Annotated in this window: 12 protein-coding genes; 4 read left to right on the forward strand and 8 right to left on the reverse strand. The window is 65.7% G+C overall.

Annotation, left to right across the window (positions count from 1 at the left end):
* Positions 1-19: 19 nt before the first annotated feature.
* The 3 genes from ACO06P_RS24095 (at position 20) to ACO06P_RS24105 (ending at position 3,255) form a co-directional block, all read left to right on the forward strand.
* Entirely contained in the window at positions 20-2,161 is a 2,142-nt protein-coding gene (locus ACO06P_RS24095; RefSeq protein ID WP_420347759.1) for a HEAT repeat domain-containing protein, read from the forward strand.
* Complete coding sequence (locus ACO06P_RS24100) at positions 2,158-2,667, forward strand: plastocyanin/azurin family copper-binding protein (protein ID WP_420347760.1); 510 nt, start codon at positions 2,158-2,160, stop codon at positions 2,665-2,667. Before ACO06P_RS24095 ends, ACO06P_RS24100 begins: the two co-directional genes overlap by 4 nt.
* Before the next feature lie 66 nt (positions 2,668-2,733).
* Complete coding sequence (locus tag ACO06P_RS24105; protein ID WP_420347761.1) at positions 2,734-3,255, forward strand: DUF2478 domain-containing protein; 522 nt, start codon at positions 2,734-2,736, stop codon at positions 3,253-3,255.
* Positions 3,256-3,265: 10 nt separating this feature from the next.
* Here ACO06P_RS24105 and ACO06P_RS24110 read toward each other — a convergent pair whose 3' ends face one another.
* Positions 3,266-4,465 (reverse strand): mandelate racemase/muconate lactonizing enzyme family protein, encoded by a 1,200-nt coding sequence (locus ACO06P_RS24110; protein WP_420347762.1) that lies wholly within the window; start codon positions 4,463-4,465, stop codon positions 3,266-3,268.
* Between the two features lie 250 nt (positions 4,466-4,715).
* On the opposite strand from ACO06P_RS24110, the gene ACO06P_RS24115 reads away from it, so the two are divergent.
* Positions 4,716-5,993 carry an aspartate aminotransferase family protein gene (locus tag ACO06P_RS24115; RefSeq protein ID WP_420347763.1) on the forward strand — a complete coding sequence of 426 codons (1,278 nt, stop codon included), beginning with the start codon at positions 4,716-4,718 and terminating at the stop codon, positions 5,991-5,993.
* A 47-nt stretch (positions 5,994-6,040) separates the two neighbouring features.
* Here ACO06P_RS24115 and ACO06P_RS24120 read toward each other — a convergent pair whose 3' ends face one another.
* The 7 genes from ACO06P_RS24120 to ACO06P_RS24150 are packed head-to-tail and all read right to left on the reverse strand — an operon-like array spanning position 6,041 to position 15,600.
* Positions 6,041-6,577 carry a hemerythrin domain-containing protein gene (locus tag ACO06P_RS24120; protein WP_420347764.1) on the reverse strand — a complete coding sequence of 179 codons (537 nt, stop codon included), beginning with the start codon at positions 6,575-6,577 and terminating at the stop codon, positions 6,041-6,043.
* 59 nt (positions 6,578-6,636) lie between these two features.
* The gene (locus ACO06P_RS24125; RefSeq protein ID WP_420347765.1) at positions 6,637-7,431 is read right to left on the reverse strand and encodes a peptidylprolyl isomerase; all 795 of its coding nucleotides are present in this window, start codon (positions 7,429-7,431) and stop codon (positions 6,637-6,639) included.
* 4 nt (positions 7,432-7,435) lie between these two features.
* Positions 7,436-8,185, reverse strand: coding sequence for a respiratory nitrate reductase subunit gamma (narI, locus tag ACO06P_RS24130; protein ID WP_420347766.1), 750 nt, complete (start codon positions 8,183-8,185; stop codon positions 7,436-7,438).
* Positions 8,186-8,197: 12 nt separating this feature from the next.
* The gene (gene narJ / locus ACO06P_RS24135) at positions 8,198-8,911 is read right to left on the reverse strand and encodes a nitrate reductase molybdenum cofactor assembly chaperone (RefSeq protein WP_420347767.1); all 714 of its coding nucleotides are present in this window, start codon (positions 8,909-8,911) and stop codon (positions 8,198-8,200) included.
* Entirely contained in the window at positions 8,911-10,437 is a 1,527-nt protein-coding gene (gene narH / locus ACO06P_RS24140; protein ID WP_420347768.1) for a nitrate reductase subunit beta, read from the reverse strand. The genes narJ and narH overlap by 1 nt, the downstream gene beginning before the upstream one ends.
* A complete protein-coding gene (locus ACO06P_RS24145; RefSeq protein WP_420347769.1) occupies positions 10,434-14,180 on the reverse strand; it encodes a nitrate reductase subunit alpha in 3,747 nt (1,248 codons plus the stop codon). Before ACO06P_RS24145 ends, narH begins: the two co-directional genes overlap by 4 nt.
* 25 nt (positions 14,181-14,205) lie before the next feature.
* On the reverse strand, positions 14,206-15,600 hold the full coding sequence (locus ACO06P_RS24150) for a NarK family nitrate/nitrite MFS transporter (RefSeq protein ID WP_420347770.1): 1,395 nt from the start codon (positions 15,598-15,600) through the stop codon (positions 14,206-14,208).
* Positions 15,601-15,658: the final 58 nt, after the last annotated feature.

Consider the following 15,658-nt stretch of genomic DNA (forward strand, 5'->3'; position numbering starts at 1 on the left):
CCGGGGCACGGAGAGCTATATGACGGTAGAAGCAGTCACCCTATCCGATGCGGAAACACCGCTTGACGTGCTTCGGCGCTATCTGGACAGCGATAACGAGGTCTTGCGGAGTGCAGCGGTCAGGGCCCTGCCGGGGGTCCTGGCCGACACGCAGGCCATGCGGGGGCCTCTGATCGCCGCTTTGTTGGACCCGGACCCCGATGTTCGCGGCGATGCGATGGAGGCGCTGGCGGAGATCGCGCGGCCTGAGGATGCCGATACGATCCGCCGTTCGCTGGCGGGTGATCCGGTACGCGAGGTGAAGCTGGCGGCTGTTGCTGCGCTGGCCCGCCTCGATGACCGGGCATCGGTCGGCCTGCTGCGGTCGCTGGTCCTGTCCCGCTGCGAGGAGGACGTTGCCTGGGAAGACGAAGGGGGCGATTGGGAAGACTGGCTCGACGTGCAGATTGCAGCCATCGCGGCGCTGGGCGAGATGCGAGTTGGCGAAGCGATTGAGGACCTGATCGCTGCGCGGGCCGACGAGCTGGGACAGGCTCTCGACGTTCAGGTCTTCGAGGCTCTGGGCCGGATGGGGGCCGCGGGTGTCGAGCAGCTGTTGGCTGTGATCCGGACCGAAGACGGCCTCGCCCGTCAGCGGGCTGCGGAGGCTCTGGCCCGCGTATCGCCCGAGACGCTGGTGCCGCATATCGACGGCTTGCTGGCCAGTGAGGACCCGCAGCTGCGGGTTATTGCCTTGAGCGCCCTGGCGCCGGATGACAGGCGCATACGCGAAAGCGTCATCAAGGACCCGGACGCGGCGGTGCGGCTCGCCGCCTTGCACCGCACCGCTCCGCTCGATCCTGATCTGGCGTTGCGGGCGCTGACCGACAAAGCGCCGGAAGTGCAGGCCGCCGCGCTCGGACATCTCCAGCCGCCGGCGGTGCCGGCCCTGCGTGAAGCCCTGGTCGACAACATGCTGGCCTGGCTCGACACCGCTCCCGCTGTGCTCATGACGGCGGCGGCGCGGCACCTGCCGGCCTTGGCGCCGGACCGTGCCGAAGAGCCGGTTCTGGCTTTGATCGCGGACAAGGACCGCCCCTTGGAGGCGCGGGTCGCCGGCGTTGCCGCCCTGGGCGCGGCCGGACCGACCGTCGCCACCGAGACCTTCGTCGATCTTCTGGCGAACCCTGCGCAGCAGGTCCGCGCCGCCGCACTCGTGATCCTGCGCGCGCGTGCCCGGGATGAAGACATCACCGCTGTCGAGGCGATTGCGGAGGCCATCGCTGGAACCCTTCTTTCGCACGACGCCGCCGTTATCGCGCCCGATGGCGAGGAAGACGGCCGGGACGCTTCGGCGCCGAAAGGCGAGGGGGCGGGAGCCGGCCGCATCCGCATCACGCCCGAAGGGGACATCGTCGCGATGGACCCGGCCGCCCCTGCGGATGAGGGCGGTCAGTCGACGCTTTCGTCGATCCTGGGCGACACGACGGCGCCGGAGCCCGCTATGGCCGAGGACACGCCCGAGGAGACGGGCGCGAAGCGGCGCAAACGCAGGGCGGTCGAGGGACCCCGCGAGGTTGCAGAGACACTGTGCCGCGACACGCTGCAGACCTGCGCGGATCTGGGCCTGGAGCGCATCGAGGCGGCAATCCTGACGAAAGTGCAGGACAGTGCCGTGCAGCAGCGCCGCGCCGCCTGGCAGGCGTTGGCCCGTTACAGCGAGGTATCGGCTGTCTGCGCGGAGTCGCGGGCTGCGGCACACAAGGCCTTTGCAGATGAGGATGCCGTCGTGCGCTTCGCAGCTTTTGCCGTTCTGGCGCGTCACGGCGGCGGAGCGGAGCTGATCGCCGCAGCCGCAGCGGACCGGGACGCGCTTCTGCGTGCCGCCGCTGTCGCCGCACTGCCACCGGAAACCGCTGTGGATCATCTCGCTGACGATGCGCTCACCGTGCGCGGCGCTGCGGTGGAACGTGTCCTGGCCGGCACGTCGGGTGCAACGGTTTCCTCCGCTGTCGACCGGCTCCTGACGGCGGAGCGGTCGGATACGCTGGCGGCTCTGGCCTCGGCCTCGGAACGGGCGACCGCTGAGGGGCTGAGCAGGCTGTCGCGCTCGAAGCTGCCGCCGCGCAAGGCACTGGTTCTTCTGAATGCTTTTGCCCAGGTCAAGAGAGTGACTGCATGACCCTTTCCCCATTCTTCACCCGTCAACGGATCGGCCACGTCGGCAAGGCTCTCGCGGTCTGTCTGGCGATGGTCATTGTGGGCGGGATCGGTTTCGCTTTCGGGCAGCAGGCCCACAGGACCGTCGATCAGATCACCGATTTCTCCGCCACCGCGGCATCGGGCATGTTTCGCTTCGCGCCGGACCTGGTTCGGATTGCACCCGGCGAAACGGTTACCTTCCTGAACAGCCGCGGCAGCCATACGGTCAAGACCCAGAAAGGGCTCTGGCCGGAGGGCGCGCCACTGGTCGACATTGCCGGCCAGCTGCGCGCCGACGTGCCCTTCGATGAACCCGGGCTCTACGGCCTGATCTGCGGGCGGCACGGTCGGTACGGCATGGTCATGCTGGTGGCTGTCGGGGATGTCGAGGTCACGGCGGAGGATCTGGACAAGGTGGATACGCTGAGGCTGAGCGCGCTTGCCAAGGCCGGGTTCCGGCGGCTTCTCGGGGAAGTCGCGGAGTAAAGCAGGTCGAGACCTAGACCTCATGGGCTGTTTTGGCCCTTTCACACCACGTGAGGACAGAAGAACATGAAGATCGGTTATACAATGGCGGAGGGCCGGGGAGGCGTGGATCTCCTGCTGGCCGGGCTTGCGGACAGGCTTCAGGCGCGGGGTCTGCGGACCTGCGGGACGGTGCAGATCAATACCGAGTGCGAGGGCCGCGGCCCCTGCGACATGGACGTCAGGGTTCTTCCCGACGGCCCGGTCATTCGAATTTCCCAGTCCCTGGGGACGGGCGCGCGCGGGTGCCGCCTCGATCCGAGTGCTCTGGAGTCGGCCGTGGCCCAGGTCGAGGCCCGTCTTGCGCAGGGTGCCGATGTGTTGATCATCAACAAGTTCGGGCGGCACGAAGCTGAGGGGCACGGGTTTCGCGAGCTGATCGCAGACGCTCTTGCCCGGGAGATCCCGATCCTGGTTGGCGTCAACAGGCTTAACGAGTCGGCCTTCCAGGAGTTTGCAGCCGGGCTTGCGCTGCGGCTGGAGCCGGATGCCGATGCGCTTGCCGGTTGGATCGAGGGCGGACTTCCGCAGTCAAGCGACGCAGCCTGAAGCAGATCCGCTACGCCGCCAGGTCCTTCATCACCCCATAGAGATCCGGCTTTCGCTCGAAGCCAATGCCCGGCGCATCGGGCAGGCCGACGCTGGAGTCTTCCACGGGGCAGTCTTCGGCAAATCCGTTGAAGGGCCAGAAGACGTCCGGATAGCTTTCATTGCCGCCAAGGCCGAGGCCGGCGGCGATGTTGAGGGAGAGCTGGTGCCCCCCGTGGGGAATGCAGCGGCGCGGTGACCAGCCCTGCGCCTTGAGGACGTCCAACGTCCTCAGGTACTCGACCAGACCGTAGCTGAGCGCACAGTCGAACTGCAGCCAGTCGCGGTCGGGCCGCATCCCGCCGTAGCGCAGCAGGTTGCGGGCGTCCTGATGGGAGAACAGGTTTTCGCCCGTCGCCATGGGGCCGCTGTAGCAGTCGGACAGCGTGGCCTGCAGCGCGTAGTCCAGAGGGTCCCCCGCTTCCTCGTACCAGAACAGCCCATAGGGTTCGAGCGCACGGGCGTAGGCCATGGCCGTGTCCAGGTCGAAGCGCCCGTTGGCGTCGACGGCCAGCCGGTCCGCGGCCCCCACGACCTTGATGGCCGCCTCGATGCGCTTCAGATCCTCCTCCAGCGGGGCGCCGCCGATCTTCATCTTGCAGACGCTGTAGCCGCGGTCGAGGTAGCTCTGCAGTTCGTCCTGCAGCCCCTTGAGGCCCTTTTCGGGGTAGTAATAGCCACCGGCGGCATAGACGAAGACCCTGTCGTCGACCTCCCCCTGGCGGTAGCGGTCCGCAAGCAGGCGGTAGAGCGGCACACCGGCGATCTTGGCCACCGCATCCCAGACGGCCATGTCGAGCACGCCGACCGCCACCGAGCGTTCGCCATGCCCACCGGGTTTCTCGTTGGCCATCAGGCAATCCCAGATTCGATGGGGATCGAGGGTCTCATCGTCCGGGTCCACCAGCGATTGGGGGTCTGCGTTGCGCAGGCGCGGAAGAAAACGCTCACGCAGCAAGCCGCTGGGCGCATAGCGGCCGTTGGAGTTGAAGCCGTATCCAACCACCGGCTTTCCGTCGCGCACAACGTCGGTCACGACGGCGACGACGCTGACGGTCATCTGGCTGAAGTCGATGTAGGCGTTGCGCAGGTCCGATTTGATGGGAACTACGGTTTCGCGGACATCGACGATAGATACGGGCGCAGAGGGCCGCGTGATGGTGGCCGTCATCCTTTGCCTTTCGCTGTCATGAGCACCTGCGACCGATCATCGATCGATCACGAAGCCGGCGCGGTTGGCGTTCCGGATCGTTCCGGGTTCACGTTCAAAATAGGGAATTCGAGAGCCGAGGTACAAGGCTTTCGCCGATGCTCTGGGTAGACCCCCTGCGCCCGACGCGCAAGAATGGCGGTTTCGCGCCGCCGGAGGGATCTGGTCTGGGAACCGTACCGGTCCCGGTTGTTGGAACAGAAGGATGCAGATGATGGACGCCCCGTTTACGCAACAGGACTGGATTGAGCGTGCAGAGCGTGTCTTGCCCGCCGGCGGCTTCGGCAACTTCGATCCCGGCATCGTTATTCGCGAGGGAAAGGGTGCTCGCGTCTGGGACGAGGACGGGCGGGAGTACATCGATTACCTGATCGGCTCGGGCCCCATGCTGCTGGGCCACGGTCACCCGGAGGTGCTGGAGGCGACGCGCGAACAGCTCTCCAAAGGGATGACCTTCTTCGCCAACAACGCCCGCGGCATCGAACTGGCCGAAGAGATCTGCCGGGCGGTCGCCTGTGCCGAGCAGGTGCGCTACGTCAGTTCCGGCGGCGAAGCCGACATGTACGCCATGCGCCTGGCGCGGGCCTTCACGGGCCGTGACAAGATCCTGAAGTTCGAAGGCGGCTACCACGGCATGTCGGCGGAGGCGCAGATGAGCCTGGCGCCCACCCGCCTGGTCAACTTCCCGCTCGCCGTACCGGATTCGGCCGGGATCCCCCAGTCGGTGCGGGACGAGATGCTGGTCGCGCCCTTCAACGACATCGACTTCGCCCGGCAACTGATCGCCGAGCATGCCGGGGAGATCGCGGGGATCATCGTCGAGCCGCTGCAGCGCATCATCCCGCCGGCGCCTGGTTTTCTGGAGGCGCTGCGCGAGGAATGCAGCAAGCACGGCATCGTCCTGGTCTTCGACGAGATCGTCACCGGCTTCCGCTTTGCCTACGGCGGCGCCCAGGAACACTACGGCGTCGTTCCGGACGTCTGCACCCTGGGGAAGGTCATCGGTGGCGGCTTTCCGCTGGCGGCCATCGCCGGGCGGGCGGACATCATGGCCCACTTCGACAAGGCTAAGGTCGGTGAAGAGGGCTTTCTGATGCAGCTCGGCACCCTGAGCGGCAACCCGGTGGCCGCTGTCGCCGGGCTGAAAACCATGGAGATCCTGCGCCGGCCCGGCAGCTACGCGCGTCTGCGGGAAACGGGCGAAACCCTGATGGCGGCCTTCAGCGGGCCCTTGACGGAGGCCGGCTTCGATCATCAGGTCGTGGGCGACCCGACGCTCTTCGACATCGTGTTCACGCCGAACCCGGTGAAGGATTACCGCGACGTGCTGAAGTCCGACCAGGGCCGTCATGCCCGCTTCAACACGCTGCTGCGCGACTGCGGCCTGTTCAAGCTGCCGGGCAAGGTCTATCCCTGCCTTGCCCTCACTGCGGAGGACATCGAAGAGACGGCCGAAGCCGTTCGCGAGGCGGCGCGGCGGCTGGACTGACGGCAGGCGCGGGCCCGGTCCGGCCCCGACACCTCCGGCGGTCCGCTCTAGGCGCGGCGCTCCGCCATGCGCTTCGTGAGGTTCGCCAGGTCCAGTTCCGTCAGGCGGTTCCGGGCGATGGGCAGGACGATGCTGTTTTCTACGGCCAGATGACGGCGTTGGCGTCGGGCGAACTCCGTGAGCCTGGCCCGCAGGTCGGCGTCGGTGCGCGGGGCTCTGCCCGCCGCCATGCAGGCTTCCAGGCCCTCGACGATGTCCCTTGCCATACGTTCATCGGCGTGGTGCTCCCGGGCCAGTGCGCTCAGAACCGCTTCGATCTCGTCTTCCGGCGGACAGCGCCGGCGCAGAAGGGGAAACAGGTCCTCCTCTTCGTCCTGGACGTGAAGGGCCATATCCCCCGCAAGGAATCCGATGACCTCGCGCGTCAGAGGTTCGTCGGGCGTTGCGGCGTCCGCCAACTCCTCCAGAAGGTTACACAGCGTGCGCTGGCGGAAATGGTCGGCGAAGATGTAATCCAAGGGCTTTGCCAGCAGGCTTGCCGGCATCGCCTCCAGTCTCGGATGTCTGGCAATGGCAGGTTTCATGGGCTCGCCCTCCCGTATTCCTAACCTGGGCCGGACCCTTCACGGGCCTCTTCATAATCTCACTGGACAAGGGGCGTGGCAGCGGCCTCCAAGGTAACACCGGAAATCTCTGCACGCCCCGCCAGGATGCGGATGTACTGAGCCACCGCACGCTGCCAGCTCGCTGTCTGCAGATAGTCGGCAATGCGGTCATGCACGGCATCGAACGGCAGTTGCCGGCCTTCGAAACGGCGGTCGAGCCGCAGCACGTGCACTCCGTAGCGGCTGCGTACCGGCAGCGGACAAAGCTGCCCTTCCTCCAGATTGCAGAGAAAGGTCTCGAACTCCGGCACCGTGTCGCCGCGGGCCACCTGACCCAGGCGGCCGCCGTCTCTGGCCGAGGAACAGTCGGACAGCTCCCGGGCCAGCCTGTCAAAGGCGGCGGGGTCCTGCTGTAGGGTGGCAATGGCGGCTTCGGCCTTGGAGACCGCGTTGTCGTAGGCGGATTGATCGTCCGGTGCTGCCGCAAACAGAATATGTGCCGCTTCGTAGAGGTCGGGGCTGCGGAACCGTGGTGTGTTGTTGTCGTAGTAACGCCGGCAGGATACGGCATCGGCTTGCGGGACCGTGACATTGGCCTCCAGGAGTTGGCGGATCAGCGCGTCGTCTTCAGCCTCTCTGCGACCGTTCCCGTCCGCCCGCCGGACAGCCGCGATCTCCTGGCGGCGGGCCTCCTGCAGCAGCAGTTCGCGGATTGCCAGGGCCTCGGCGGCGGCGGCGAGCGCCGCCTCCGGGCGGTCCGCGGGATGGTGCTGCGCCTCCGCCAGCACCGCCGCTTCGGGAATCGTCACGTCGTTGATGCGGATCGCTTGCATGACCTTACTCCGCCGGGCTGCCCAGGCCCCGGGCGGGCGCCTGCTCGGTTGCCTGCACTTGCGGTGCGCTGGACCGCGCGCGGACGACCTGATAGCCCGGCCGCCAGAGATAGCGCATCGGCACGCTCAGCATGTGCACAAGGCGGGTAAAGGGAAAAATCAGGAATATGGTGAGGCCCAGGAAGAGGTGCAGCTTGAAGATGGGGTGCGCGCCCGCGACGTAGTCTGCTGCCGTAAAGTTGAAGGTGAAAATCCCCTGTGCCCATGCCATGAAGCGCACCATTTCCTCGCCATCGAGATGGCCGAGAGAGATGGGAATGGTCGCCAGGCCCAACGCCAGCTGCAGCCATAGCAGCAGGATGATGGCGTTGTCGCCAAAGCTGGAGGTGGCGCGGATACGGGCGTCGAAGAGCCGACGGTGAGCCAGCATGGTCGCCCCGATGAGCGCCAGAATGCCTGCGATGCCGCCGATGACGATGGCCATGAGCTGCTTGAAGCTGTGGCTGATACCGACGAGATCGAACAGCGCGATGGGCGTCAGGAGCCCGATCAGATGGCCGAAAAAGACGATCAGCACACCGGCGTGAAACAGCACCGAGCCCACCACGAGCTGACGCCGCCGCAGCAGCTGGCTGGAGCCGGAACGCCAGGTGTAGGGCTCGCGCTCATAGCGAAAGATCGAACCCAGGATCATGATGGCGAGGCAGATGTAGGGATAGATGCCAAAGAAGAAAGTGTTGAGGAATGAGGCCATGACGCTTGCTCCTTACGGCCGGCCGGTGGACCGGCCGGGTTGGCGGGCGGTGCTGTCGATTCGGGCGAGGGTCTCCCGCGCGGCCGGGCAGCCGCCCCCGGGCGCGGCGCCGGGTCCGAAGGTGACCGGCTGGTCCTCCCAGGCCCGGTCCAGCGCTGCGAGGTCGTTCGGGTCGTCGTCGCTTTCGGCCAGGAGGCTCTCAATCGCCTCCTTCGACGGCTTTCCCCGGGCAATGCTTTCCAAGGCGAGGAACACCCAGGCGTAGGCGCTCTTGCGCTTGCGCAGCCGCTCGCCCAGCGCGCTGATCACGTGCAGCGGCTGGCCCAGCAGCTCACGCGCCTCCGGCAGGGGCCGTGCGGCGAGGAACTCCAGGAAGAGCGGCAGGAAATCCGGCAGTTCCCGGGCCGAGAGGTGGAGCCCGTGGCGGGCGTAGTGATCCGCCAGATCGACCATCGCCTGGCCACGGTCGCGGCTTTCGCCATGGATATGCTCGAAAAGGTGCAGGGAGAGCGAGCGGCTCCGGTCGAACAGCAGGACGTAGCGGGCCTGCAGATCGTAGAGATCGCCGGCGGCAATTTCGTCCAACAGCTTCGAAAGGCCGGACATGCAGGCGGCTGGGACCAGTTCTTCCTGTGCCAGCACCTCTTTCATGGCTGCGGCGGCAGCCTGCAGTTCCTCTTCCGGATAAGACAAGAGGAGCGAGAGAACCTTGAAGGTCTTGGCCATCACATTACCTCCGTCGGGGTCTTGACCGTCTTCCTGCGTCCGCCGCCAAAGAGGGTGCCGCCGCTGGTGCCCTCGGAACAGCCGTTCCCGAAGCTGAAGCCGCAGGAGCCGCGCAGGTCGTAGGCGTCCTCACCGATCTCCCGGTGCGCTGTCGGAATGACGAAGCGGTCCTCGTAGTTGGCGATCGCCATGACGTGGTACATCTCTTCGATGCGCCGCGGGGTAAGGCCGACCCGCTCGGCAAGGACCTCATCGACGAGACCGTCGACGGTCTTGGCGCGCATGTAGGCGCGCATGCCCAGCATGCGCTGCAGGGCCTCGGCCACCGGCTGTTCGTTGCCGCCGGTGAGGAGGTTCGCCAGGTAGCGCAGCGGAATGCGCAGGGCCGAGACATCGGGCAGGCCGTCGTCCCAGGCGATCTTGCCGGCCTCCGCCGCCGATTGGATCGGCGAGAGGGGCGGTACGTACCAGACCATGGGCAGGGTGCGGTACTCGGGGTGGAGCGGGAAGGCGACCTTCCAGTCCATCGCCATCTTCCACACCGGCGAGCGCTGTGCCGCTTCCAGCCAGGCCTCGGGCACGCCGTCGCGGCGGGCCTGGGCGATCACCTCCGGGTCGTTGGGGTCGAGGAAGATGTCGAGCTGGGCCTGGTAGAGGTCGCCGGGCTCGGCCGTTGCCGCGGCCTCGCCGATCCTGTCGGCGTCATAGAGCAGTACGCCCAGATAGCGGATGCGCCCGACGCAGGTCTCCGAGCACACGGTCGGCTGGCCGGCTTCGATACGCGGATAGCAGAAGATGCACTTCTCCGATTTTCCCGACGACCAGTTGTAGTAGATCTTCTTGTAAGGGCAGCCGGAGACACACATGCGCCAGCCGCGGCACTTCTCCTGATCGATCAGGACGATGCCGTCCTCGGCGCGCTTGTAGATCGCACCGGAAGGGCAAGCCGCCACGCAGGTCGGGTTCAGGCAGTGTTCGCAGAGCCGCGGCAGATACATCATGAAGGTATTCTCGAAGGCGCCGTAGATTTCCTTTTCCACGCCATCGAAGTTCACGTCCTGGGAGCGTTTCTCGAACTCACCGCCCAGGATCTCCTCCCAGTTCGGCCCCCAGTGGATCTTTTCCATACGCTCGCCGGTGATCAGGGAGCGCGGGCGCGCCGTCGGCGAAGCCTCCAGTTCGGGCGCCTTCTGCAGGTGCTCGTAGTCGAAGGTGAAGGGCTCGTAGTAGTCGTCGATTTCCGGCAGATCGGGATTGGCGAAGATCTTCGCCAGGACCCGCCACTTGGCGCCCATCTTCGGACGCAGGCCGCCGTTTCGGGTCCGCTCCCAGCCGCCGTTCCAGCGCTTCTGGTTCTCCCACTCCTTGGGGTAGCCGATGCCGGGCTTGGTTTCGACGTTGTTGAACCAGGCATATTCCATGCCTTCGCGGTTGGTCCAGACGTTCTTGCAGGTGACCGAACAGGTATGGCAGCCGATGCACTTGTCGAGGTTCAGGACCATGCCGATTTGCGCGCGGATCTTCATTCTGCCGCCTCCATCTCTTCGCGGGCCGGTCGGTCGAGCCAGTCGACCTTGTCCATTTTGCGGACGATGACGAACTCGTCGCGGTTGGCGCCGACCGTGCCGTAGTAATTGAAGCCGTAGGACTGCTGGGCGTAGCCGCCGATCATGTGTGTCGGCTTGACCACCGCGCGGGTCACGGAGTTGTGGATCCCGCCGCGCTGGCCGGTCATCTCCGATCCCGGCGTGTTCACGATCTTCTCCTGCGCGTGGTACATGAAGATCGTGCCCTCCTTCATGCGCTGGGAGACAACGGCCCGCGCCGTCAGGGCTCCGTTCACGTTGTAGGCCTCAACCCAGTCGTTATCCTTGATCCCGGCCTTCGCCGCATCGACCTCGCTGAGCCAGACCACCGGGCCGCCCCGGTTCAGGGTAAGCATCAGCAGGTTGTCGGTGTAGGTCGAGTGGATGCCCCATTTCTGGTGCGGGGTGATGAAGTTCAGCACGACCTGCGGGTTGCCGTTGTCCTTGGACTGGATCACCGGGTTTACGGTTTTGGTGTCGATGGGCGGGCGGTAGACGCAGAAGCCCTCGCCGAAGGCGCGCATCCACAGGTGATCCTGATAAAGCTGCTGACGCCCGCTGAGCGTGCGCCAGGGGATCATCTCGTGGACGTTGGTGTAGCCGGCGTTGTAGCAGACCTTTTCCGATTCCAGGCCGGACCAGGTGGGCGAGGAGATGATCTTGCGCGGCTGGGCGGCGACGTCACGGAAGCGGATCTTCTCGTCCTCCTTGGGTACCGCCAGATGGCTATGATCGCGGCCGGTGTTCTTGCTCAAGGCCTGCCAGGCTTTCACCGCCACCTCGCCGTTGGTCTCCGGCGCCAGCATCAGGATGACCTCGCTGGCATCGACGTCGCTTTCGATGCGCGGCATACCCTTGGTAGGCCCTTCTTCGGTGACGATGCCGTTCAGCCTGCCGAGCCCTTCCACCTCGTGCTCGGTGTCCCAGGTGATGCCCTTGCCGCCGTTGCCAAGCTTGGTCATCAGCGGGCCCAGAGCGGTGAAGCGCTTGTAGAGGTTGGGATAGTCGCGCTCGACGACGGCGATCTGCGGCATGGTCTTGCCGGGGACGGCCTCGACTTCACCTTTCTTCCAGTCCTTCACGTCCATCGCTTGCGCGATCTCTGCCGGCGTGTCGTGGAGGATCGGCACCAGCACCACGTCCTTCTCGACGCCGAGAACCTCGGGCGCCACCTCCGAGAAGGCCTTGGCGATGCCCTTATAGATGTCCCAGTCGCTGCGGCATTCCCAGACCGGATCGGCCGCCGCCGTCAGCGGATGGATGAAGGGATGCATGTCCGAGGTATTCAGGTCGTTCTTCTCGTACCAGGTCGCCGTCGGCAGGACGATGTCGGAGTAGACGCAGGTGGTGGACATGCGGAAGTCGAGCGTGACCAGCAGATCCAGTTTTCCTTCCGGCGCCTGGTCGTGCCAGACCGCCTCCTGCGGTTTCTGGCCGCCGTCCTCCCCGAGGTCCTTGCCCAGCACGCCGTGGGAGGTGCCCAGCAGGTGCTTGAGGAAATACTCGTGCCCCTTGCCGGACGAGCCCAGCAGGTTGGAGCGCCAGACAAAGAGGTTGCGCGGCCAGTTGGCCGGATTGTCCGGGTCCTCGCAGGACATCTTCAGGCCGCCGCCGGTGAGCTGCTCGACCACGTGGTCCTTGGGGTCCTTGCCGGCTTCCTGAGCCGCCTTGCAGACGTCCAGGGGATTGGTCTGCAACTGCGGTGCGGAGGGCAGCCAGCCCATGCGCTCGGCGCGGATGTTGTAGTCGATGAGCGCGCCGTCCCAGGGGCCGGCCGGCGCCGTCGGCGAGAGGATCTCGTCGACCCCGAGGGTTTCGTAACGCCACTGGTCGGTATGGGCATACCAGAAGGAGGTGGAGTTCATGTGCCGCGGTGGGCGGCCCCAGTCGAGGGCGAAGGCGAGCGGCAGCCAGCCTGTCTGCGGGCGCAGTTTCTCCTGACCCACGTAGTGGGACCAGCCGCCGCCGGACTGGCCGACGCAGCCGCACATCACCAGGAGATTGATGATCCCCCGGTAGTTCATGTCCATGTGGTACCAGTGGTTCAGGCCGGCTCCCAGGATGACCATGGAGCGGCCCTGGGTCTTCTCGGCGTTGGCCGCGAACTCCCGCGCCACGGTGACGATATGGTCGGCCGGAACGCCGGTGATCTGTTCCGCCCAGGCGGGGGTGTAGGGGATGTTTTCGTCGTAGTCTTTGGCCGCGTTGTTGCCGCCAAGCCCGCGGTCAAGGCCGTAGTTGGCGACAAAGAGATCGAAGACCGTGGTGACAAGGGTTTCACCTTCGGCGGTGCGGACGGCCTTCACCGGTACCCGGCGCTTCAGCACGTCGGGATGATCGGTGCCCTCGAAGTGGTCATGCTCGCGGTTGCCGAAGTAGGGAAAGCCGACGTCGACGATATCGTCATGGTCGCTGTCCAGGATCAGGCTGAGGCGCAGTTCGGTCTCGTTGCCCCCGGCATCCTTTTCTTCCAGGTTCCACTTGCCCTCCTCGCCCCAGCGGAAACCGACCGAACCGCGCGGGACGACGATCTGGCCGCTCCTCTCGTCGAAGGCCAGAGTCTTCCATTCCGGGTTGTTGTCCTGGCCGCAGTTGCCGTCCAGGTCGGCGGCGCGCAGCATCCGTTCCGGCACGTAGTGGCCGTCGCGCTTCTCCAGGCGTACCAGCATGGGCATGTCGGTGTAGCACCGCGCGTAGTCCTCGAAGTACTTGGCCTGACGGTCCAGGTGAAACTCGCGCAGGATGACGTGGCCCATGGCCATGGCCAGCGCAGCGTCGGTTCCCTGTTTCGGGTGCAGCCAGAGATCGGCGAACTTGGAGGCCTCCGAGTAATCCGGGCTCACCACCACCGACTTGGTGCCCTTGTAGCGGACCTCGGTGTAGAAGTGCGCATCGGGCGTGCGGGTCTGCGGCACGTTGGAGCCCCAGATCATCAGGAAGCCGGCGTTGTACCAGTCGGCGCTCTCCGGCACGTCGGTCTGCTCGCCCCAGGTCTGCGGGGAGGCCGGCGGCAGGTCGCAGTACCAGTCATAGAACGACATGCAGACGCCGCCCAGCAGAGAGAGATAGCGCGAGCCGGCGGCATAGGAGACCATGGACATGGCCGGAATCGGCGAGAAGCCGATGACCCGGTCGGGACCGTAGGTCTTCGCCGTATAGGCATTGGCCGCGGCGATGATCTCGTTGATCTCGTCCCATCCGGCCCGCACGAAGCCGCCGAGACCGCGCTTTTTCGTATAGGCGGCCCGCTTGGCCGGGTCCTCGACGATGGCGGCCCAGGCGGCGACCGGCGTACGGACCGCTCGCGCCTCGCGCCACAGCTTCAGCAGGCGCCCGCGGATCAGCGGGTACTTCACCCGGTTGCCCGAGTACATGTACCAGCTGTAGCTGGCACCGCGGCTGCAGCCGCGCGGCTCGTGGTTGGGCAGATCCGGGCGGGTGCGCGGGTAATCGGTCTGTTGAGTCTCCCAGGTGACGATGCCGCCTTTGACGTAGATCTTCCAGGAACATGATCCCGTGCAGTTGGCGCCGTGCGTCGAGCGCACGACCTTGTCGTGCTGCCAGCGCTTGCGATAGCTCTCTTCCCAGCCGCGGTCTTCGTCGGTCGTGACGCCGTGGCCTTCGGAGAAGGTCTCGCGGGGACTGGCGCTGAAGAAGTTCAGGCGGTCGAGCAGGTGGCTCATGGTGTCTCTTCCTTCTTCGCGAGGGTCAGCAGGGCACCGGCGCGTTGCGCCGGGTGTAGAAGAACCAGGTGACGAGGACGCAGAGCGCGTAAAAGGCCATGAAGCTGTAGAGCGCCATCTCCGGTCCGCCGGTGAGCGTGATCGACGTGCCATAGCTCTTGGGGATGAAGAAGGCGCCGTAGGCGGCAATGGCCGAGGTGAAGGCAATGATCGCGGCGCTTTCGCGATCCGCGGTTTTCTGGCCCACCGCCGGATCGGCATTCGGCATCAGGCGCGCGATCTCCTGCTTCATGATTGTCGGGATCATCTGGAAGGTCGAGGCATTGCCGACCCCAGTCAGGAAGAACAGCGCCATGAAGCAGGCGAAGAAGCCCCAGAAGTCGCCGCCGGAGCCGTTGTTCGGCAGAAACTGCAGAACGCCCCAGACAGCGATGATCATGCCCAGGAACACCCAGAAGGTGACGCGGCCGCCGCCGAACTTGTCCGATACCCACCCGGTCGCCGCCCGGCTGAGCGCTCCAACAAGCGGACCGAGGAAGGCGTAGGACAGCACGTTCACTTCCGGGAACTGAGTCTTCATCAACAGTGGGAACCCGGCGGAGTAGCCTATGAAGGATCCGAAGGTGCCGATGTAGAGAATGCACATGACCCAGTTATGCTTGCGCTTAAGGATCGTGAGCTGATCCGCCAGCGAAGCCTTGGCGTCGGCGATGTCGTTCATGCCAAACCAGGCCGCGACGGCCGAAACCAGCAGGAAAGGCACCCAGATGAAGCCGGCGTTCTGAATCCACAGCTCACTCCCGTCACTCAGTGTCTGGGCTTGGCCGCCGATGGCTCCGAAAACGCTCGCCGTGATCACCAGCGGAACGACGAACTGCATCACCGAGACGCCGAGGTTGCCAAGACCGGCGTTCAGGGCCAGCGCATGGCCCTTGGTCTTCTTGGGAAAGAAGTAGGCGATGTTGGCCATGGAGGAGGCGAAGTTGCCGCCGCCGAAACCGCACATCAGGGCCAGGGCCACGAACACCATGTACGGCGTTTCAGGGTTCTGAATGGCGAAGCCGATCCCGAGTGCCGGAAGAAGCAGGGAAGCCGTCGAGAGCGCCGTCCACCGGCGTCCGCCGAAGATCGGGATCATGAAACTGTAGAAAATCCTGAGCGTCGCGCCGGACAGGCCCGGTAAGGCCGCCAGCCAGAACAACTCGCCGGTCGAATAGCTGAAGCCGATCGCCGGAAGCCGGGCGACGACGACCGACCACACCATCCAGACTGAGAACGCCAGCAGAAGATTGGGGATCGAGATCCAAAGGTTGCGCGTGGCGATGGCGTGACCCCGGGCTTTCCAGAATTCGGGGTCTTCGGGACGCCAGTCGGTCAGGACGTAACCCTGAGGCCGCTTGGGGTGATCTGTGGTCGCCATGGGTTGGTTCCTCCCGCTGTGGCGTATGGTTTCAAATGGGCGGCCCCTGCGGTGGGCC

Source organism: Pelagibius sp. (assembly GCF_965227505.1).
Taxonomy (GTDB): domain Bacteria; phylum Pseudomonadota; class Alphaproteobacteria; order Kiloniellales; family Kiloniellaceae; genus Pelagibius.

Coding starts and splice junctions, on each gene's coding strand:
- narH (WP_420347768.1), bottom strand. CDS start 10,437: ATGAAGATCCGCGCGCAAATCGGCATGGTCCTGAACCTCGACAAGTGC.
- ACO06P_RS24110 (WP_420347762.1), bottom strand. CDS start 4,465: ATGACGGCCACCATCACGCGGCCCTCTGCGCCCGTATCTATCGTCGAT.
- ACO06P_RS24100 (WP_420347760.1), top strand. CDS start 2,158: ATGACCCTTTCCCCATTCTTCACCCGTCAACGGATCGGCCACGTCGGC.
- ACO06P_RS24095 (WP_420347759.1), top strand. CDS start 20: ATGACGGTAGAAGCAGTCACCCTATCCGATGCGGAAACACCGCTTGAC.
- narI (WP_420347766.1), bottom strand. CDS start 8,185: ATGGCCTCATTCCTCAACACTTTCTTCTTTGGCATCTATCCCTACATC.
- ACO06P_RS24145 (WP_420347769.1), bottom strand. CDS start 14,180: ATGAGCCACCTGCTCGACCGCCTGAACTTCTTCAGCGCCAGTCCCCGC.
- ACO06P_RS24125 (WP_420347765.1), bottom strand. CDS start 7,431: ATGCAAGCGATCCGCATCAACGACGTGACGATTCCCGAAGCGGCGGTG.
- ACO06P_RS24150 (WP_420347770.1), bottom strand. CDS start 15,600: ATGGCGACCACAGATCACCCCAAGCGGCCTCAGGGTTACGTCCTGACC.
- narJ (WP_420347767.1), bottom strand. CDS start 8,911: ATGGCCAAGACCTTCAAGGTTCTCTCGCTCCTCTTGTCTTATCCGGAA.
- ACO06P_RS24115 (WP_420347763.1), top strand. CDS start 4,716: ATGATGGACGCCCCGTTTACGCAACAGGACTGGATTGAGCGTGCAGAG.
- ACO06P_RS24120 (WP_420347764.1), bottom strand. CDS start 6,577: ATGAAACCTGCCATTGCCAGACATCCGAGACTGGAGGCGATGCCGGCA.
- ACO06P_RS24105 (WP_420347761.1), top strand. CDS start 2,734: ATGAAGATCGGTTATACAATGGCGGAGGGCCGGGGAGGCGTGGATCTC.